Annotated in this window: 16 protein-coding genes and 1 riboswitch; of the genes, 8 read left to right on the top strand and 8 right to left on the bottom strand. The window is 65.6% G+C overall.

Translation table 11 applies throughout. The features are described 5' to 3' along the window. The first annotated feature begins 131 nt into the window (after positions 1–131). Positions 132–1,625 carry an MDR family MFS transporter gene (locus HF916_RS18770; protein WP_168790358.1) on the top strand — a complete coding sequence of 498 codons (1,494 nt, stop codon included), beginning with the start codon at positions 132–134 and terminating at the stop codon, positions 1,623–1,625. Positions 1,626–1,700: 75 nt separating this feature from the next. Here the strand turns inward: HF916_RS18770 and HF916_RS18765 are convergent, their stop codons facing one another. The 3 genes from HF916_RS18765 to HF916_RS18755 form a co-directional block, all read right to left on the bottom strand. After that, the gene (locus tag HF916_RS18765) at positions 1,701–2,825 is read right to left on the bottom strand and encodes an alpha/beta hydrolase family protein (RefSeq protein ID WP_168790357.1); all 1,125 of its coding nucleotides are present in this window, start codon (positions 2,823–2,825) and stop codon (positions 1,701–1,703) included. A 2-nt stretch (positions 2,826–2,827) separates the two neighbouring features. Continuing rightward, positions 2,828–3,721, bottom strand: coding sequence for a helix-turn-helix domain-containing protein (locus tag HF916_RS18760; protein ID WP_206001911.1), 894 nt, complete (start codon positions 3,719–3,721; stop codon positions 2,828–2,830). Between the two features lie 118 nt (positions 3,722–3,839). Next, the gene (locus HF916_RS18755) at positions 3,840–4,727 is read right to left on the bottom strand and encodes a LysR substrate-binding domain-containing protein (protein ID WP_168790355.1); all 888 of its coding nucleotides are present in this window, start codon (positions 4,725–4,727) and stop codon (positions 3,840–3,842) included. A gap of 192 nt (positions 4,728–4,919) precedes the next feature. Between HF916_RS18755 and speB the strand changes: the two genes are divergently transcribed. Together speB and HF916_RS18745 are read left to right on the top strand one after the other, a co-directional pair. After that, on the top strand, positions 4,920–5,897 hold the full coding sequence (gene speB / locus HF916_RS18750) for an agmatinase (RefSeq protein WP_168790354.1): 978 nt from the start codon (positions 4,920–4,922) through the stop codon (positions 5,895–5,897). A 61-nt stretch (positions 5,898–5,958) separates the two neighbouring features. After that, positions 5,959–7,044, top strand: a complete 1,086-nt coding sequence (locus HF916_RS18745) for a polyamine ABC transporter substrate-binding protein (RefSeq protein ID WP_431311432.1) — start codon at positions 5,959–5,961, stop codon at positions 7,042–7,044. A gap of 27 nt (positions 7,045–7,071) precedes the next feature. On the opposite strand, the gene HF916_RS18740 is transcribed toward HF916_RS18745, so the two are convergent. Beyond that, entirely contained in the window at positions 7,072–8,004 is a 933-nt protein-coding gene (locus HF916_RS18740) for a LysR family transcriptional regulator (protein WP_168790353.1), read from the bottom strand. Between the two features lie 135 nt (positions 8,005–8,139). Here HF916_RS18740 and metE point away from each other — a divergent pair, with 135 nt between their 5' ends. Then, a complete protein-coding gene (metE, locus tag HF916_RS18735) occupies positions 8,140–10,434 on the top strand; it encodes a 5-methyltetrahydropteroyltriglutamate--homocysteine S-methyltransferase (RefSeq protein ID WP_168790352.1) in 2,295 nt (764 codons plus the stop codon). A gap of 83 nt (positions 10,435–10,517) precedes the next feature. Here the strand turns inward: metE and cobM are convergent, their stop codons facing one another. The 4 genes from cobM to cbiE all read right to left on the bottom strand — a co-directional run bounded on the left by cobM (position 10,518) and on the right by cbiE (position 14,416). Further along, the gene (cobM, locus tag HF916_RS18730; RefSeq protein WP_168790351.1) at positions 10,518–11,243 is read right to left on the bottom strand and encodes a precorrin-4 C(11)-methyltransferase; all 726 of its coding nucleotides are present in this window, start codon (positions 11,241–11,243) and stop codon (positions 10,518–10,520) included. A 63-nt stretch (positions 11,244–11,306) separates the two neighbouring features. Then, positions 11,307–12,029: a cobalt-precorrin-6A reductase gene (locus HF916_RS18725; protein WP_168792064.1), complete on the bottom strand. Its 723-nt coding sequence runs from the start codon at positions 12,027–12,029 to the stop codon at positions 11,307–11,309. A 2-nt stretch (positions 12,030–12,031) separates the two neighbouring features. After that, the gene (locus HF916_RS18720) at positions 12,032–13,129 is read right to left on the bottom strand and encodes a cobalt-precorrin-5B (C(1))-methyltransferase (RefSeq protein ID WP_168790350.1); all 1,098 of its coding nucleotides are present in this window, start codon (positions 13,127–13,129) and stop codon (positions 12,032–12,034) included. Between the two features lie 42 nt (positions 13,130–13,171). After that, a complete protein-coding gene (gene cbiE, locus HF916_RS18715) occupies positions 13,172–14,416 on the bottom strand; it encodes a precorrin-6y C5,15-methyltransferase (decarboxylating) subunit CbiE (protein ID WP_168790349.1) in 1,245 nt (414 codons plus the stop codon). Between the two features lie 84 nt (positions 14,417–14,500). Continuing rightward, positions 14,501–14,679: riboswitch (cobalamin riboswitch) on the top strand. Positions 14,680–14,763: 84 nt separating this feature from the next. Here cbiE and cobG point away from each other — a divergent pair. Genes cobG through cobJ form a run of 4 tightly spaced genes read left to right on the top strand, consistent with a single transcriptional unit; the run spans position 14,764 to position 19,443 of the window. Beyond that, complete coding sequence (gene cobG / locus HF916_RS18710) at positions 14,764–16,392, top strand: precorrin-3B synthase (protein WP_168790348.1); 1,629 nt, start codon at positions 14,764–14,766, stop codon at positions 16,390–16,392. Further along, positions 16,385–17,011: a precorrin-8X methylmutase gene (locus HF916_RS18705; RefSeq protein ID WP_168790347.1), complete on the top strand. Its 627-nt coding sequence runs from the start codon at positions 16,385–16,387 to the stop codon at positions 17,009–17,011. Before cobG ends, HF916_RS18705 begins: the two co-directional genes overlap by 8 nt. Further along, a complete protein-coding gene (locus HF916_RS18700) occupies positions 17,012–17,743 on the top strand; it encodes a precorrin-2 C(20)-methyltransferase (RefSeq protein ID WP_168790346.1) in 732 nt (243 codons plus the stop codon). Continuing rightward, entirely contained in the window at positions 17,740–19,443 is a 1,704-nt protein-coding gene (gene cobJ, locus HF916_RS18695) for a precorrin-3B C(17)-methyltransferase (protein ID WP_206001910.1), read from the top strand. The genes HF916_RS18700 and cobJ overlap by 4 nt, the downstream gene beginning before the upstream one ends. Positions 19,444–19,456 lie beyond the last annotated feature (13 nt).

Genomic DNA, 19,456 nt, shown 5'->3' with positions numbered 1-19,456 from the left:
AGCGCACATTCTCAGCAGGGTGCATACTCGACACCGGCCGTCCTCGTACGGTCGTGCTGATGCGTCACGGCTTGGCCGCCCATGGCCACGCTGCCCGACGTGCCTTATATCCTAATACTAACTCCTGGCCCATGTCCCGCAACCCGCAATCGTCGCGTCCTCTCGTCATTGCCGCCGTGATGGCGTCCATGGCGATGGTCGCCATCGAAGCCACCATCGTTTCCACCGCCATGCCTCAGATCGTCACGCAACTCGGCGATCTGCATCTGTATAGCTGGGTCTTCTCGTCGTTCCTGCTCACCCAGACCGCGACGACCGTGGTCTTCGGCAAACTCGCCGACCTGTACGGCCGCAAGCCGGTCATGCTGGCCGGCATCGCGATCTTTCTGATCGGCTCGGTGCTAGCCGGCTTCGCGTGGTCGATGCCGGCGATGATCGCGTTCCGTCTGATTCAGGGCGTCGGCGCGGGCGCGATCCAGCCGGTCACGCTGACCATCGTCGCCGATCTCTATCCCGCGCGCGAACGCGGCAAGGTGCAAGGCTACCTCGCGAGCGTCTGGGCGATTTCCGCGGTGGTGGGCCCGATGGTCGGCGGCTTCATCATTCACAACATGTCGTGGGCATGGATCTTCTGGATGAACGTGCCGATCGGCCTCGCCTCCGCGGCGGGCTTCATCGCGTTCCTGCGCGAATCGGAACGGCATGCGCGCCCCTCGATCGATTTTGGCGGCGCGGCGCTGTTCATGGCGGCGATCGCCGCGCTCATGACGGCGCTCACTTACGCCGGCGACGACCGTGTCGCGCAAGCCTCGATGGCGGGCGCCGTCTTTGTACTGTGCGTGTTGCTGTTCGTGTGGCAGGAGCGCCGCGCGGCTGAACCGATGATCTCCTTCGCGCTATGGAGCCGCCGGCCGATTGCCGCCTCCAACGGCGCGACCTTGCTGTCCGGCATGATCCTGATGGGCGCCACCACGTTCCTGCCGATGTATGTGCAGGGCGTGCTGCATCGCTCGCCGGTGATCGCCGGCCTCGCCTTGACGATGATGATGGTGGGCTGGCCGACCGGCGCCACGCTCGCGGCGAAGTCGTTTCACCGCCTCGGCTTGCGGCGCATTCTGATCGGCGGCAGCGCGTTCATTCCGCTCGGCGCGCTGTTGCTGCTGTTTCTGTCGCCCGGCGGCTCGCCGCTCGTCGCCGCGTTCGGCTCGCTGATCATGGGCTTCGGCATGGGCACGTCGAGCGTCAGTTGCCTGATTCTGATTCAGGAGATCGTTCGCATGGACGAACGCGGCAGCGCGACCGCGTCGAATCTGTTTTCGCGCAATCTCGGCAGCACGTTGGGCGCGACGCTGTTCGGCGCGGTGCTCAACTTCGGGCTCAGTCATTCGAAGGGCGTGGCCGTGGTCACGTCGGATCAGTTGAAGGCGCTGCTGCAGAATCAGGCCGCCAGTCTCGGCGACAGCGACATGATCCGCACGGTGCTGCATCAGTCGCTGCACCTCACGTTCATTTCGCTCTTCGTCATCGCGATCTTCGTAGTCGCGCTGCTGCTGTTCGTGCCGACGATCAGAATCGGCGGTGAGAGGACGATGCCGATCGAAGCGTTGGCGCCGCTGGAGGATTGAGATGCGTGGTGGGCGCGGCGGCGTACTGCCCGCTGCCACGCTCTGTTCGATAGCGCTCACGCACTTCTGTTAGCGTCAGCGCGCGGGCAAGGTCGCCGCGAAAAATCGGATCGCCCGGTCAGCGGCCAGCGCATGCACCGCATCGCGATCGACGCCCGGTCCGTCCTGGCAAATGCCCGCGAGATGCGCGACCACGTCGGCGAGACAGGTGTCCATGAACGTGTAATGCGACGCGCCCGGCACCATCTCGACATGCGCTTTGGGCATCAACCCTGCGATGCGGTGAATATTGGTGGCCACCGGCGCGGTGACGTCGGCCTCACCCGCGAGCAGCGAGACGGGAATCGTCACGTCGGCAAACGAGTTGCTGTCAAAGGCTTCGCCGAGCGCGGGCGCCATGGCGAACACAGCTTTGACGCGCGGATCCCGATACGACGCGCCGGAGCGTGCGCGCGACGCCTTGGCCTCCGGCGAAAGATCGTCGAGCGTCAAGAGCGCTGCGCCTGATGCATCGCTGATCCGCGCCGCTTCCGGTGGATGGCAGATGGCGTCGGCCTGGGGCGATGTGCAGAAGCGCTCGAACGCCTGCAGATTGGTCCGCGCGCCCGCCAGTTCGAGCACCGTGTAACCGCCCAGCGAGAACCCCACCGCGCCGATCCGCTCGCGGTCCACATGCGGCCCGAGCATCGGATCGGCGAGCACGCCGTCGAGCACTTCGCTCGCGTCGGTGGCGCGCTCCCACCAGAGCATGAAGCCGTCGCGCGTCATCGGCGCCGCCGCGGTGTTGCCCGGATGATTGGTGCCGGCCACGATATAGCCTTGCGCGGCGAGCGCCGCGGCCAGCCAGTCGAGACTGTCGGCGGTGCCACCCGTGCCGTGCGAGAGCACCAGCAGCGGATAGCTGGGGCGCGCGGTCGAGAGCGGCGCATCGTCGGCGGCGGCGTGGCCGTGAAAGATCGGCTGACCGGGCGCGCCGATCTCGCGCGGCGTCTGCGGCACCGACGTATCGACCGGATACCAGATGCGCGTCACCAGCGCCTCAATTTTCGCCCCACGCCAGTTGCGGGCCACGGCAGGATGAAACACGCGCGTCGTCTCGCCCACATGCAAGTCGGCCTGATCCGCCGACACGGCGTCTGCCCAGCACAACACCGCCGTGCACGCCATGGCGGCGATGACGGCACAGCTCACACGAAACATGGTCAGTCCTTGCGGATAGGAATCATCAGGTCGGTCACGCACGTCTGCTGCAGACCGGCGACCAGGGGATTGCGATACAGCTCCAGAGCGGGACGCCGGTCGCGCAGAAAGCCGCTTTGCGGCAGCCAGCCGCCGTAAAGTGCGCGAAAGGTCGGCGAGACCAGCGCATACGGGCCGATCAGCCGATGCACCGCATACAGTCCGCCTTCGAGCCGCAAAGGTTCGACTGCCTCGCTCGCTTCGACCGGCACGTCATGCGGCCCAGCGACAATCGCCGCGCGATAGCTGAAGCTATCCTTCACCGCGGGATCGCGCACGCAGACGCCCACGCGCTGATCCATCACAGCGTTTTCGTCGCAGCGCAGCATCGTGATGAGCGAGCGGAAGGTCTGGCCGATGGTCGCGACCGGCCCGTCGTGCCGAAGACTGAGCACATCGAACGGCGCGATCTCCGTGAGTTCGACGGCAGGCAACGCCGGAGCCGGGGCGTCGTTCCTCGACGCGCTGAGCTGTGCGTCCGCCGTCCGGCCCATGCATGGCTCGGCCAGACGTTTCTGCCGTGCCTTGAATTCGCTCGGCGAGACGCCGGTGAAGCCGCGAAACGCACGCGCGAAAGCTTGCGGGCTGTTGTAGCCGGCATCGTGCGCGACCGTGGTGACCGAAGCGGCGGCATCGGTCAGCCGTTGCGCCGCTTGCGCAAGCCGCAGACGTTGCACGGTCTCCACGACGCTCTCGCCCGTCAGCGCCCGGTAGACGCGATGAAAATGAAACGGCGACAGAAGCGCCACCGCGGCGAGGCTCTCCAGCGTGTGGTGCGCGCCGGGTTCGAGCAGAATCGCCTCGACCACGCGGGCGATCCGTCGGCGGTAATCACGTTCGGTGCTGGGCTTCATCATGGCGCTAGGATAGCGGCATCGCGGCCGCAAGACGGTGCAGAGCTTGCGAAATTTCAGGCGGTGCGCACCGGCGATGCATCATGCTCTTTCCCTGTCACGCCGTCGATCGACAGCGCGCTCATTGCACGTCGCGGCACAGCGCGATCATCCACGCGTGAACCGCATCCACTGCGGCCGAGCGCGCCGGCTGCGCCGAGCGCATCAGCCAGAGCGGCGCGAGCGCGAAGCCCGGCACTTGCGGCAGGACTTCGACGCGGCGGTTCGTCAACGCATCGCCCGCGTCGAGTCGCGACACCATCGCGACGCCCGCTTCCTGCTCCGCGGCGGCTACGAGAAAACGCGGATCGCTGACCGTGATCGCCCGGCGCGTGCGCAAGCCGCCGCGCTTCAATTCGGGCAGCCACGGCGCCCATTCGGGATGCGCCTCGTGCACCAGCAACGGCGCTTGCGTCAAGACATCGGGAAACGGCGCGTCGCGCAGACGGCGCGCCGTCACCGGTCCGCAGATCGCCACGGCCGCTTCTTCCAGCAATGGCTCGCACACCACTTCCGGCGTACGAATGGCCTTCGACGACACGACCAGATCGACATCCACACGGTCAATCTCGTTGACCTCCTCACCGGTCACGAGCCAAAGCTCCAGCGCGGGCAACGCCTCGGCGAACGCTCGCATGCGGGGCATCAGCCAGCCTGAGGCGAATTGCGGCGCGCACACGAGAATCACCGAATCCGGATTGCCATACGGCTCGATGCGATCGCGCCCGTCGGCGAGCGTGGCGAGCGCCGTCGTCACGGTTTGCGCGTACAGCGTGCCAGCGGCCGTCAGCGCCACGCCGCGGCCGATGCGACGAAACAGCGGCTGCCCGGTCCATTCCTCGAGTTGCTGGATCTGATGGCTGATCGCCGATTGCGTCAGCGCCAGTTCCTGCGCGGCGCGCGTGAAGCTACCGAGACGCGCGGCGGCGTCGAAGGCGAGCAAGGCTTGCAAGGGTGGGAGTCTGCGCATCGTCTGGTTGGGTGAGATATTAGAAATATCGATACTTCCAGCAAGATTCTTCGCTTTTCGCGAGAATTTTTCCCCGCAATCATAGCTCCAGTTGCCCGTCACGCATATCTCGCCGGTACTTCGCTAACTCTTGCAGACATGAGAAATATTTGTGCGACGGGCGCCTCATTCAAACCGACTGGATCGCTCCGTATGACCCTGAATCTGAACGCGCTGCACCCTTACCTCAAAAGCCCCGCCCAAGACGGCGGCCAACCAGCCGCGCCGACCTATGCGGGCGTGCTGTCTTTCATGCGCCGCCCTTACTCGCGCGACCTCACCGGCGTGGACGTCGCCGTCTCCGGCATTCCGCTCGATCTCGCCACGACCTTCCGTCCCGGCACGCGCTTCGGCCCGGCGGGCGTGCGCGCCGCCTCGGTGCAACTCGCGGAACTCGGCGCGTTTCCGTGGGGCGTCGATCCTTTCGACCATCTGAACGTGGTCGACTACGGCGACTGCTGGTTCGACGCGCACAACCCGTCGGGCATTCGCGACGCGATCATCGCGCACGCCCGCGGCATTCTCGCCACCGGCACGCGCATGCTGACGTTCGGCGGCGACCACTACATCACGTATCCGCTGCTGGTCGCGCACGTCGAGAAATACGGCAAGCCGCTGAGCCTGATCCATTTCGACGCGCATTGCGATACCTGGCCGGACGACAACCCCGACTCGCTGAACCACGGCACGATGTTCTACAAGGCGATCCGTGAAGGGCTGATCGATCCCGCGCGCTCGGTGCAGATCGGCATTCGCACATGGAACGACGACTTCATGGGCGTGCGCATTCTCGATGCGCCGTGGGTCCATCGCAACGGCACGCAAGCCACGATCGACGAAGTGCTGTCCATTGTCGGCACCGCGCCCACTTACCTGACCTTCGATATCGACTGTCTCGACCCGGCGTTCGCGCCCGGCACGGGCACGCCGGTGGCGGGCGGCCTGAGTTCGGCGCAAGCGTTGGAGATCGTACGCGCGCTGGGCGCCGTGAACCTGGTGGGCGCGGACGTGGTGGAAGTGTCGCCGCCCTACGACCACAGCGACGTGACCGCTCTCGCCGCCGCGCATCTCGCGTCGGACATGCTGTGCCTGATGCGCAATCAGAAGCTGCAACGCCTCACGCGTCTATAAGCGCGCCCACGACCCGTTGAACCCTTTCCGGATGAGATCACCCACCATGCTCCGCACCACGATGAAACCGCTTCTGGCCGCCTTGCTGCTCGGCGCATTCAGCGCCGCCTCGCACGCCGACGAAAAACAGCTCAACCTGTACAACTGGGCTGACTACATCGCGAAAGACACCGTGCCGAACTTCGAAAAAGAGTCCGGCATTCACGTGCGCTACGACGTGTACGACGGCGACGAAACCTTGCAGGCCAAACTGTTGACCGGCTCGACCGGCTACGACGTCGTGGTGCCGACCTCGAACTTTCTCGCCAAGCAGATCGAAGCCGGCATCTATCAGAAGCTCGACAAATCGAAGCTGCCGAATCTGGTGAACCTCGACCGCAATCTGCTAAAACTCGTCGCCGACGCGGACCCCGGCAATCAGTACGCGGTGCCGTGGGCATGGGGCACGACGGGGCTCGGCTACAACGTCACCCGCGTGAAGAAACTTCTCGGCAGCGAGATGCCCCTCGATAACTGGGACATCCTGTTCAAGCCCGAGTACCTGAGCAAACTGAAAAGTTGCGGCGTCTCCGTGCTCGACGCACCGTCCGATGTGTTCGCGGTCGCGCTGCACTATCTCGGCCGCGACCCGAACAGCGAGAATCCGGCCGACTATCAGGCCGCGTACGACGCGCTGAAAAAGATCCGCCCTTATATCACGCAGTTCAACGCGACGAGCTACATCAACGATCTGGCGGGCGACGATATCTGCTTCGCGCTGAGCTGGTCGGGCGATGTGTCGATGGCAAGCCATCGCGCGCGTGAAGCCGGCAAGAGTTACGAGGTCAAGTACTTCATTCCGCAAGGCGGCGCACCGGTCTGGTTCGACATGATGGCGATCCCGAAAGATGCGCCGCATCCCGAAGCGGCGCTCGACTGGATCAACTATATCGAGCGACCCGAAGTGCACGCCGACATTACCAACACCGTGTTCTATCCGAACGCGGATGCCGCCGCGCGCAAATTCGTGCGGCCGGAAATTCTCAACGACCCGACCGTGTATCCGCCGGAGCCCGTGCTGAAAACGCTGTTTCTGCTCAAGCCTTTGCCCGCGCAGATCAAGCGACTGGAAGGCCGTTTGTGGGCGCAGTTGAAATCGGGTTCTTGAAGCGCCGTTGAGCGAGCCGCGCGCTCGTCAGGCCGCCTGGCCTTCCGCCGTCAGCAACTCGATGCCGTCGAGTTGCGCGGCGCAGGTGTCGCGCACGATCGTGACGAAATCATCGAAATAAGGCCGGTTCGCGAAGCCTTTCGCGGCCACCGCGTACAGTTCGCTCCACAGTCCCTCCGTGCCGACGCGTTTGGCCAGCACGTAATCGTGATCGACGTAGTTTTTCACGCCCCAGTTCGGCAGCGCCGCGATCCCGCGGCGGCTCGCCACCAGTTGCATGATGGCGATGGTCAGTTCCGCCGTGCGCCGTTCGAGTTTGATGCCGGCCGGCTCCAGCACCTGCCGGATCAGATCGATGCGCGCCTCGGGCACCGGATAGGTAATCAACGTCTCGTCGCGCAGATCGTCCGACGCCACCCGACGCTTGTTGCGCAGCCGATGCTCATTGGCCATCACCACCAGAATCTCGAAGCGGAACAGCGGCGCGATATGCAGGTTGCGCCGCGTGGCCGGTTTCGAGCCGATCACCACATCGGCTTTGCCGTCGCTCAGCAAACGCAACGGATCCGCGTGGAACCCGGCGACGAGGTCCACTTCGACTTCCGGCCAGCGCCGGCGGAATTCGTCCATCACCGGCATCAGCCAGTCGAAGCAGGTATGGCATTCCAGCACGATGCGCAACTCGCCGCGCGTATCGCCCTTCAGGCGCACGAGATCGCGCTCCGCCGCGCTCACCGCCGCGATCGTTTCGCGGCCGAGCGCAAGCAGCCGCTCGCCGGCCGCGGTGAAGCGCAAGCCCTGTTTGGTGCGCTCGAACAGCGACACCTCATAGTGCGCCTCGATATCGCGAATCTGATGCGAGAGCGCGGACTGGCTCAGATGCACGCGCTCGGCAGCCGCTACCAATTTGCCCGACTCGGCAATGGCAATCAGTGAACGCAAGTGACGAAGCTCAAGCATGGAATGGCTCCGCTTTGAACGAATAAGGTTTGATATGAATCTGGCTCATACATTGGTGAAAACATGTCGCTTGATGAATCATAGCGCGACTTTCACACTGGGCGCCAATTCACACAACGAACAACAGGACTTCACATGGCCCGCACGCATATTCCCGGTTTTCCTCGCATCGGCGCGCAGCGCGAACTGAAATTCGCACAGGAATCGTTCTGGCGCGGCGAATCGGACGAACAGTATCTGCGTGGCGTCGCGCGTGAACTGCGCGCCCGTCATTGGCAATTGCAGCAGGACGCCAGGCTGGATTTCGTCACCGTCGGCGATTTCGCGTACTACGACCAGATGCTCAATCTGAGCGCGCTGCTCGGTGCATTGCCGCAGCGGTTCGGCTTCGATCCGAAGACGTTGTCGCTTGCCCAGTACTACGAGCTCGCGCGCGGCAACGCCGCGCAACCGGCCATGGAAATGACCAAATGGTTCGATACGAACTACCACTACCTGGTCCCCGAGCTGGGACCGCAGACGAGTTTCGACGGCGGCGTCGAGTGGCTGTTCGACGAGATCGATGAAGCGCTCGCGCTGAATCTGCCGGTCAAGCCGGTGCTGATCGGGCCGATCACTTATCTGTGGCTGTCGAAGAGCCATGTCGCGGGCTTCGACCGTTTGTCGTTGCTGCCGAAGCTCGTGATCCGCTACGGCTGTCTGCTGGACACGCTCAAGCAGCGCGGCATCGAATGGGTGCAGTTGGACGAGCCGGCCTTGTGCGTCGATCTGCCCACCGAATGGGTCGAAGCCTTTTCCGCCGCGTATGACGTGCTCGGCACGTCGGGCGTGAAAGTGCTGCTGGCCACGTACTTCGAAAGCGCCGCGGAGCACGCGCCGCGTGTGGCTGCGCTGCCCGTCGCTGGCGTGCATGTGGACCTTGTGCGCGCCCCGCAGCAACTCGACGCGTGGCGCGCGGCGTTGCCCGCGCACGCGGTGTTGTCGGCCGGCGTGATCGATGGCCGCAATATCTGGCGCGCGGATCTCGGCGAGATCGTCGAATCGTTGCAGGCCTTGCATGAGGAGTTCGGCGAGCGCCTGTGGGTATCGTCGTCGTGCTCGTTGCTGCATGTGCCGGTCTCGCTCGACGCGGAGAAAAAACTCGACGCCGATCTGAAATCCTGGCTCGCCTTCGCCACCGAAAAACTCGACGAAGTCGCCACACTCGCCCTCGCCTTGCGTGACCCCGCCGCGGCCGAAGTAACGCTCGCCGCCGCCGACCGCGCGCTCGAAGCACGCCGCAGTTCCAACGCGGTGGTCAACGCGCTCGTGCAAAAACGCGTGGCCGCGGTGAGCAGCGCGATGGCCGACCGGCAAAGCCCGTTCGCCGAACGCAATCGCCTGCAGCGCGAAGCGCTCGGCCTGCCGCTCCTGCCGACCACCACGATCGGCTCGTTCCCGCAAACGCCGGCAATCCGCCAGGCGCGCGCCGCCTACAAGCGCGGCGAACTGCGCGCGCTCGACTATCTGCAGCGCATGCGCGCCGAGATCGAGATCGCCGTGCGCAAGCAGGAGGAGCTGGGCCTCGACGTACTGGTGCACGGCGAAGCCGAACGCAACGACATGGTCGAATATTTCGGCGAACAGTTGTGGGGCTATGCGTTCACGGAAAACGGCTGGGTGCAAAGTTACGGTTCGCGCTGCGTAAAACCGCCGATCATTTACGGCGACGTCTACCGTCCCGAACCGATGACGGTCGAGACCACACGCTACGCGCAATCGCTCACGCAGCGTCTGATGAAAGGTATGCTGACCGGTCCGGTGACGATGCTGCAATGGTCGTTCGTGCGCGACGACCAGCCGCGCTCGACCACCGCGCTGCAACTCGCGCTCGCGATCCGCGACGAGGTCGTGGATCTGGAAAAGGCCGGCATTCGCATCATCCAGATCGACGAGCCGGCTTTCCGTGAAGGCTTGCCGTTGCGTCGTGCCGATTGGGCCACGTATCTGGAATGGGCCACGCGCGTGTTCCGCATTTCAGCAGCGGGCGTCGCCGATCAAACGCAGATTCATACGCATATGTGCTATTCGGAGTTCAACGACATTCTGCCGTCGATCGCCGCCATGGATGCCGACGTGATCACCATCGAGACCTCGCGCTCGGCAATGGAACTGCTCGACGGCTTCGGTGCCTTCGCGTATCCGAACGAAATCGGCCCGGGTGTCTACGATATCCACTCGCCGCGCGTGCCGGATGCGCAAGCCATGCAACGTCTGCTGGAACGCGCGTGCGAGGTGATTCCCGCCGAACGTCTGTGGGTCAATCCGGATTGCGGGCTGAAGACGCGCGGCTGGCCGGAAACGGAAGCGGCGCTGACGAATATGGTTCGGGCCGCCAAGGCATTGCGCGTCAAGCTGGCGGCGAAGCAGCCGGATGAATTGACAGCGTAAAGGATTCGCTGTTGATCTGATGTTGATCGCCCATCCGCGCACTGTGTCAGGGTGCGCGGATGGGTTTTTTTACGTAGGCCGGTTCAGTCTTTCGCGTACAGTGTCGAGTCGGCGAAGCCTTCCGCGTCGAGCACCTTTCCGACCAGAATCAGCGCGGTCCGCTCGATGGATGTCGATTGCACCTTGCTGACGATATCGTCGAGCGTGCCGGTGATCTTCTCCTCGTCGGGCCAGCTCGCGCGATAGATCACCGCGATCGGACACGCGCCGCCGTAATGCGGCCGCAATTCATCGACGATCCGCGCAAGGTGCCGCACGCCAAGGTGAATCGCCATCGTCGCGCGATGACGGGCGAGGTCGGCGAGCTGTTCGCCTTCGGGCATGCTGGTCTTGCTTGCGAAGCGCGTGAGGATCAGCGTCTGCGAAATATCGGGCAACGTGAGTTCGCAACCTAGCGTCGCCGCGCACGCCGCCGTGGCGGTAACGCCCGGCACGATCTCGTAGGGAATCTTCAGTTCGCGCAGTCTGCGGATCTGTTCACCGATCGCGCCATACAGCGAAGGATCGCCGGAATGCACACGCGCCACGTCCTGGCCTTTGGCATGCGCGGCCGCAAGCAACGCGATAATCCGATCGAGGTCGAGCTCGGCGGTGTTGACGACCTGCTCCGCCGCGTGACCTTCGAGCACCGCGGCCGGCACGAGCGAACCCGCGTACAGGATCACCGGGCAACTGCGCACCAGGCGCTGCCCTTTCACCGTGATCAGTTCCGGATCGCCAGGACCCGCGCCGATAAAAAACACCGTCATTCACTACTCCATGATTCGTTGAGGCGGCATGGTACGCATGTGCGATTCCATTCAGGCGGAAGCTCAATCCGCAACTTGCAACGCGTCAAGCAGGTCGGTCACGTTTTCGAACGCCCTCTCTGCCGCCGGCAACTCAGGACGGCGCAGCATCACGACCGGCAACCCGCGTTCACGCGCGACTTCGAGTTTTGCCTCGGTCGCCTGGCCGCCGCTATTTTTGCTGACCACCACGTCGAAGGCTTGCAGGGCGAATAGCGCACGTTCACCTTCGAGCGTGAATGGACCGCGCGCCGCAAGTATCCGCGCACGTGCCGTGTCTTCGTGTGCTTCGAGACAACGCACGGTCCAGAACTGATGCGGCGGGATCTCGTCGAGATGCGCGAGCGGTTCGCGGCCGAGTGTGAAGAGCGGCTTTCTGAACGGCGCCAACGCATCCGTGAGCTCGTGCCAGTCGTCGACCATGCGCCAATCGTCGCCGGCTTGCGGCTGCCAGGCCGGACGGTGCAGTGCCCAATACGGCACGCGCGCGGCGTGGCTCGCCTGCGCCGCGTTCGCGCTGATCTGCGCGGCATAGGGATGCGTCGCGTCGATCACAAGTCCAATGCCTTCGCTTGCGATGTAACGCGCCATGCCCTCGCTGCCGCCGAAGCCGCCGACGCGCACCGTGCACGCCAGATCGTCCGGCACCTTGCCGAGGCCGGCGAGACTATACACGTGCTCAGGGCCGAGTTGCCGCGCGATCCGCAATGCGTCGCCGGTGCCGCCGAGCAGCAGAATCCGCTTCATTTTCATTGTGCGGCTCCGATCAGCTTGCCCTGGCGGTCGATCGCGAACATTTCGACTTTGACCTGCGGCGGCACGATCTCGCGCGCCACTGCCAGCGCATGCCGGCAGACGATATCGCCGAGCGGCACCTGCTGCGCGTGCGCCAACGCGACCGCCTGCTGACTGGTGTTGGCCGCGCGGATCGCTGACTGAAGCGCGTCGTCCGCGCCATGCCCGGCGGCCCATTGCGCGAGCCGTTCGAGGTCGATGCTCGAATTGCGGCTATGCAGATCGAGATGCCCCGCAGCCAGCTTGCTGAGCTTGCCGAAGCCGCCGCACACGCTCAGACGCTCGACCGGCGCGCGCTTCATATGCTTGAGCACCGCGCCGACGAAGTCGCCCATTTCGATCAGCGCGATATCCGGCAGGCCGTAATGCGCGCGCATCGCGTCCTCGCTCGCGTTGCCGGTGCAGGCGGCGAGATGGGTGTAGCCGTTCGCGCGCGCGACGTCGATCCCCTGATGAATCGACGCGATATACGCCGAGCACGAAAACGGACGCACGATGCCGGTAGTGCCGAGGATCGACAGGCCGCCGAGAATGCCGAGGCGCGGGTTCATCGTTTTCAGCGCGAGCGCTTCGCCGCCTTCCACGCCGATCGTCACTTCAAAGCCGCCGCCATACGCATGCTCCGCCGCGAGTTCGGCGAGATGCTCGGTCATCATTCTGCGCGGCACCGGGTTGATCGCGGGTTCGCCGACCGGCAGCGTCAGCCCCGCGCGCGTCACCGTGCCGACGCCCGGCCCCGCGCGAAATATCACGCCCGGTTCGGCGACGAGGCGCACACGGGCGAAGACGACCGCGCCGTGCGTAACGTCGGGATCGTCGCCGGCGTCCTTGATCGTGCCGGCTTCGGCGCCTTCATCGCCATTCCCGATCAGGCGGCAGAACACCAGTGGCATCGGCACATGCTGGCCTTTCGGCAACACGATCTCCGCGACTTCGCTGACGATACCCGCGAGCAACAGACGCGCCGCCGCCAGCGACGTCGCGGTGGCGCAACTGCCGGTCGTGTAGCCGCTACGAAGCGGCGCGGGTCGTTCGGGCGTTTCTTCGCGCATCAGGGTTCTGGCGATGAGTCGGTGTTGGTGGCGTTGGTGGCGTTAATCACGGCATTGGTTCCAATGAGGTTCACGCCCGCCACCGACTTGCTTCGTCACCTCCAGCAGCGTGATCGGCAACGCCTGCCGCCACGTATCGAAGCCGCCAAGCGGTTGCGCGTCCGCCAGCGCGATCCGCGTCAAGGTCCCGCCATGCCGCTCGCGCCACGCCACCAACACCGCCTCGCCTTGCAACGTGACCGCATTGGCAACCAGCCGGCCGCCCTCGCGCAGACCGGCCCAGCAGGCCTCCAGCACGCCCGGCGCCGTCACGCCGCCACCGATGAACACAGCATCCGGCACCGGCAATCCCTGCAGTGCTTCGGGCGCGCGACCCGCGACGAGTTGCAGCCCCGGCACACCCAACGCATCGCGATTGTGTTCGATAAAGCGTTGCCGCTCCGCATGCCCTTCAATAGCAATCGCGCGACAGGTGGAATGCGCGCGCATCCATTCGATGCCGATCGAGCCGCTGCCCGCGCCCACATCCCACAGCAATTCGCCGGGCGTCGGCGCGAGGCGCGCGAGCGTGATGGCGCGGACGTCGCGCTTGGTCAACTGGCCGTCGTGACGAAACGCATCGTCGGGCAAACCGCAGGTCAGCGGCAGACGCGGCGCGCCTTCGGTGGCACGGCACTCGAGCGCGATCAGATTCAGCGCGGCCACGTCGCCCGCGGACCACTGATCCGCGCGGCCGTCGATGCGCCGCTCCAGCTCGCCGCCCAGGTGTTCCAGCACGCTCATGCGGGTCGCCCCGAAACCGCGCGCGTTCAGGAGCTCGGCGAGCGCCGCGGGCGTGCGCCCGTCCGCGCTCAGCACGAACACGCGCGCGCCGTCGTGCAGATGCGCATTCAGCGTGGGCAACGGCCGCCCCACCAGCGACACCGTCGCGACATCCTGTAACGGCCAGCCGAGCCGCGCGGCCGCCAGCGACAACGACGACGGCGCCGGCAGCACCCGCAACTCCTCCGCTGGCAATTGCCGCGCGAGCGTCGCGCCGACGCCGAACAGCATCGGGTCGCCGCTCGCCAGCACGCACACGGCGGCGCCGCGCTCGGCCAGCAACGGCGCGAGATCGAACGGGCGCGGCCAGGCGGCACGGCGCGCGGTGACACGCGCGGGCAGCATCGCCAGATGACGTTCACCGCCGTACACCACCGATGCTTCCAGCAAAGCGCGCCGCGCGGGCCTCCCCAAACCGGCAAAGCCGTCGTCGCCTATGCCCACCACCGTCAGCCACGCGGGCATGCATTCATCCTCATTCTGTGTCTTCAAATAATGCGCTGTGCCACGCCGATCAAAGCGTCCAGCCTCGTTGTGCTGTTCGAAAAAAGGCATAATACAGCCGCCGGTGCCCTTCGGGGCCGAAGAGGGAACACAGTGCCGCTGTGGCTGCCCCCGCAACTGTATGCAGCGAGTCCGCCTGCGCTCCACGCCACTGGTTCGACCGGGAAGGCCGCGGCGGACCATGACCTGCCAGCCAGGAGACCTGCCGGCGAGACTGTTCGTGCCAGCCAACATCGGGCGGGGTGTACCGATGCCGCAGCAATGCCCGCCTCACGGCTTGCTCGGGCCGTCGCGCGACGCTAAACCCGGTGTCCGTCTTGAATCAAGCTTCGCCTTCCACCGTTTTATCCGACGCGGCTGTCACGCTGCGGCCCTCGGCGTGTCCGGGGCTGCTGCGCATCGTCGCCGCGCGCGACGGCGGAATTTGCCGGATCAAACTGCCCGGCGGTGAATTGAGCGCGGCGCAGGCTCGGGCCATCGCGGAGGCTAGCGCGCGGCACGCGGCCGGGGTGATCGAGTTGACCAATCGCGCGAATGTGCAGGTGCGTGGCGTGAAGCGCGGTGAAGAGGCGGCGTTGATCGCGGCTTTGTTCGATGCGGGTCTTGGGCCGATGCCGGTGACGTGCGCTGGTAGCGCAGCGGATGTAGACGCCTGGAAAGTTGTGAATGCAATAGCAACTGACGCAGTGGCCGAGAATGCGGATGCAATAGCAACTGACGCAGTGGCCGAGAATGCGGATGCAATAGCAACTGACGCAGTGGCCGAGAACGCCTCCAACGCTGCCCGCACGCTCGCCGCCGCAGTCGCAACCGCCACCACCGCCGACGACGTCCGCAACGTCATGATCAGCCCCGCTGCCGGACGCGATCCATTCGCGCTATTCGACACGCGCTCGCTATGCGCCGAATTGCTCACGATGCTGCAAAGCGAAGCGCGTTTCGCGGCGCTATCGCCGAAATTCGCGCTGCTGCTGGACGGCGGCGAGCGGCTTGCGAGAGTCGATCATCCGCACGATGTGTGGCTGGCGGCATCGCAAGAAGCGGAAGGCGTGCGGTTCGTGTTCGGGTTGGCGGGTTGTCCGCCTGTGGGCGCCAATGCTGGCTCACTCACGCAAAGCGAGCGCACCGCGCCTGAAAAACCCCGCGCCGACGACACAAGGGCACTAGCCGCGATCCTGCCTTCACAAGTCCCGGCACTAGCAGGCGCGCTGCTCCTCACATTCCTCGACCTCGCCGCCGCCGACGCCACCCGCATGCGCCACCTGCTGGCCGCGCATTCCGTCGATGCGGTATTGCATCACGCCCAGCGATATCTCGACTTCCCGCTGACGCAAAACGCGACGCTGGCCGACTGGCATCGCGTTACACCCGCCGACCCCAGCCTCCGCCTCGGCGCCCACGCTCAACGCGTGAGCGGAACCTGGCACGCAGGCGGCCAGCCACCGCTGGGACGCCTCGACGCCGACACGCTGCGTGGCCTCGCCACGCTTTCGCAACAGCACGGCAACGCCACGCTTCACCTGACACCCTGGCAAAGCGTGCTATTACCCGACATCGCCACACACGCCGTCCCGACCGTGTTGTCCGGCCTGAAGGCACTCGGTCTCGCCTGCGATCCGGCGCAAGCGATCACACACCTGATCGCCTGCGCCGGATCGAGCGGCTGCGCGAAGGGCCTCGCCGACACCAAGGCCGACGCGCTGCGCCTCGCCGCCCGCCTGCCTGCCGGCGTCGACGTGCATCTGAGCGGCTGCTCGCGCTCGTGCGCCGCCGCGCATTGCGCACCGTACACTTTGCTGGCCACAGCGCCCGGCCTCTATGACTTTTATCGACGCGACGGCCAGCCCGGCTTCGGCCAGTGCGTCGCGCGCCAACTGACGATCGACCAGGCCGCCGACATGCTCGAACGCCTGGTCCGGAGTGACACCGATGCTTGATTACATTCGCGACGGTCAGGAGATCTATCGCCAATCCTTCGCGACGATCCGCGCGGAGGCCGACTTGTCGCGCATTCCCGCGGACCTCGAAAAACTCGCGGTGCGCGTGATCCACGCGTGCGGCATGGTCGATGTGATTGACGATCTGCGGTTTTCCGCAGGCGCGGGCGCGGCGGGCCGCGCGGCGCTCGCGCAAGGCGCGCCGATCCTGTGCGATGCCGGCATGGTCGCGCAAGGCATCACGCGCGCGCGGCTGCAGGCGAACAACGAGGTCCTCTGCACGCTCGCGCATCCGGACGTGCCGTCGCTCGCACGCGAACTCGGCAACACGCGTTCGGCGGCCGCGCTCGAATTGTGGCGGCCGCATCTGGCGGGCAGCGTCGTCGTGATCGGCAATGCGCCGACCGCCCTCTTTCATCTGCTCGATATGCTCGACGCCGGCGCGCCCAAACCCGCGCTGATTCTCGGCTTCCCAGTGGGTTTTGTCGGCGCAGCCGAATCGAAAGCCATGCTCGCAGACGACAGCCGCGGCGTGCCCTACGTCGTGGTGCATGGCCGGCGCGGCGGCAGCGCGATGGCGGCCGCCGCCGTGAACGCGCTGGCCACGGAGGTCGAATAAATGACGGCGCAAGGACGGTTGTTCGGACTCGGCGTCGGCCCCGGCGACCCGGAACTCATCACGCTGAAGGCGCTGCGCTTGCTGAAGGCGTCGCCGGTGGTCGCGTACTTCGTCGCCAAGGGCAAGAAAGGCAACGCGTTCAGCATCATCGAGGCGCATTTGCACGACGCCCAGCAGCATCTGCCGCTGGTCTATCCCGTCACCACCGAAGCGCTCGAACCGCCGCTATCGTATGAAGCGATCATCGCCGACTTCTACGACACCGCTGCGGAAGTCGTCGCCGCTCACCTCGACGCGGGCCGCGACGTCGCCGTGATCTGCGAAGGCGATCCGTTCTTTTACGGCTCGTACATGTATCTGCACGACCGGCTCGCCGCGCGCTACGAAAGCGAAGTGGTGCCCGGCGTGTGCTCGATGCTCGGCGGCGCCGCCGTGCTCGGCGCGCCGCTGGTGTATCGCAATCAGAGCTTGTCGGTACTCTCGGGCGTGTTGCCCGAAGACGAATTGCGCCGCCGTCTGGCCGATGCCGACGCCGCCGTCGTGATGAAACTCGGCCGCAATTTCGACAAGGTGCGGCGCGTGCTCGGCGAACTCGGTCTCGCGGACCGCGCGCTCTACGTCGAACGCGCGACGATGGGCAATCAACGCATCGTGCCGCTCGCCGAAGTGGATCCGATGGCGTCGCCGTATTTTTCGCTGCTAGTGGTGCCGGGGGAAAAATGGCAAGGATGAGCGCACCCGCGATCGTGATTCTCGGCGCGGGCGCGTTGGCGACGGCGCGGCGCATTCAGGCGCTGTACGCGGGTAGCCAGGTGCATGCGTTGCAGGGACGCGTCGAGGCGGACGTGTCGTATAGCGAACTCGGCGCGCATCTGCGGGAACTGTATGCGCGCGGCACGCCGATCGTCGCGTTGTGCGCGGCGGGTATCGTGATTCGATGTGTCGCTCCGTCGTTGTCGAAAAAGGGGGTCGAGCCGCCGGTGCTCGCTGTCGCCGAAGACGGCAGCGCGGTCGTGCCGCTGCTCGGCGGTCTCGCCGGCGTCAACGTGATGGCGCGAGAAATTGCTGCCATGCTGGCCGTGCCGGCCGCCATCACGACGAGCGGCGAATTGCGTTTCGGCACCTGCGTGCTGAATCCGCCCGACGGCTATACGCTCGCCGATATTGGGCAAGGCAAGCGCTTCGTGTCGGATCTGCTGGCCGGTGAGAGCACGCGCATCGAAGGCGAAGCGCCGTGGCTCGACGACGCGCAACTGCCCCGCTCCGCCTCGGCGCGTCTCGCGATTCGCGTGACGCCGCGTGCATGGGACGGACGCGAAGATGAACTGGTGATTCATCCACGCAGCGTGGTCGCGGCGGTGGCGGCCGTGGATGGCGACATCGTGGCGCGCGTGCGCGAGGCATTGGACGCGCAGGGTCTCGCGCCGCTGTCGCTCGCGGCATTGCTGGCTTCTTCTGAGCGCATGGCCGACCCGGCGCTTGCCGAGGCTGCAGCGAACCTGAACGTGCCGTTGCGCTTCGCGCTGACACGTCCCGAAGATGGCGAGCCGCCGGGCAACCTGTTGCATGCCGCGCTGCGCATTCCCTACGAGACGCTGCACAACGATGCGACGGCAGGCGTCGCGCTGGCGTTGGCGCCGCTCGCCATCGATCCGGACACCATCGGCCGCGCGCGCGGCCGTCTGACCGTGATCGGCCTCGGCCCCGGCAGCGCCGATCTGATGGTGCCGGCCGCGCGCACGGCGCTCAACGAGGCCACCGATGTTCTCGGCTACGACACTTACGTGAAAATGGTCGGCCCGTTGCGCGCCGACCAGCGCGTGCACGGCACGGACAATCGCGAGGAAATGCAACGCGCGCGGCATGCGTTCGAACTGGCGAGCGAGGGACGTTCCGTGGTGATGGTGTCCTCGGGCGATCCGGGGGTGTTTGCGATGGCGGCGGCGGTGCTTGAAGCGCTGGAGTCGTCGGATAACGCGGATTGGGCTGCGGTCGAACTGGCGATCGTGCCTGGTGTATCGGCGGCGATGGCAACGGCGGCGCAAGCGGGTGCGCCGTTGGGTCACGACTTCTGCATGCTGTCGCTGTCCGACAATCTGAAGCCTTGGACGATCATCGAAAAGCGTCTGAGGCATGCCGCCGAAGCGGATCTCGTGATGGCGTTTTATAACCCGATTTCGCGGGCGCGGCCGTGGCAGTTGGATAAAGCGCTGGATATCGTGCGGGAGTATCGCGCGGCGCAGACTCAGGTGGTGCTGGGCCGCGATATTGGCCGCGTAGGCAGCACGCTGCGCACGATCACGCTAGGCGAATTGCGTTCGTCCGATGTGGATATGCGGACGATGGTGATCGTGGGGTCGTCGACCACGCGGCGGTTTGGCGGTAGCGCTGGCGGCACCGAGTGGGTTTATACGCCGCGGTGGTATGAGTGAGTGGGCAGGTGGT

The organism is Paraburkholderia aromaticivorans, from assembly GCF_012689525.1.
Classification (GTDB): Bacteria; Pseudomonadota; Gammaproteobacteria; order Burkholderiales; family Burkholderiaceae; genus Paraburkholderia; species Paraburkholderia aromaticivorans_A.
The sequence above is the reverse complement of the archived record's forward strand: the minus strand, read 5'-3'. Positions and strand labels throughout refer to the sequence as shown.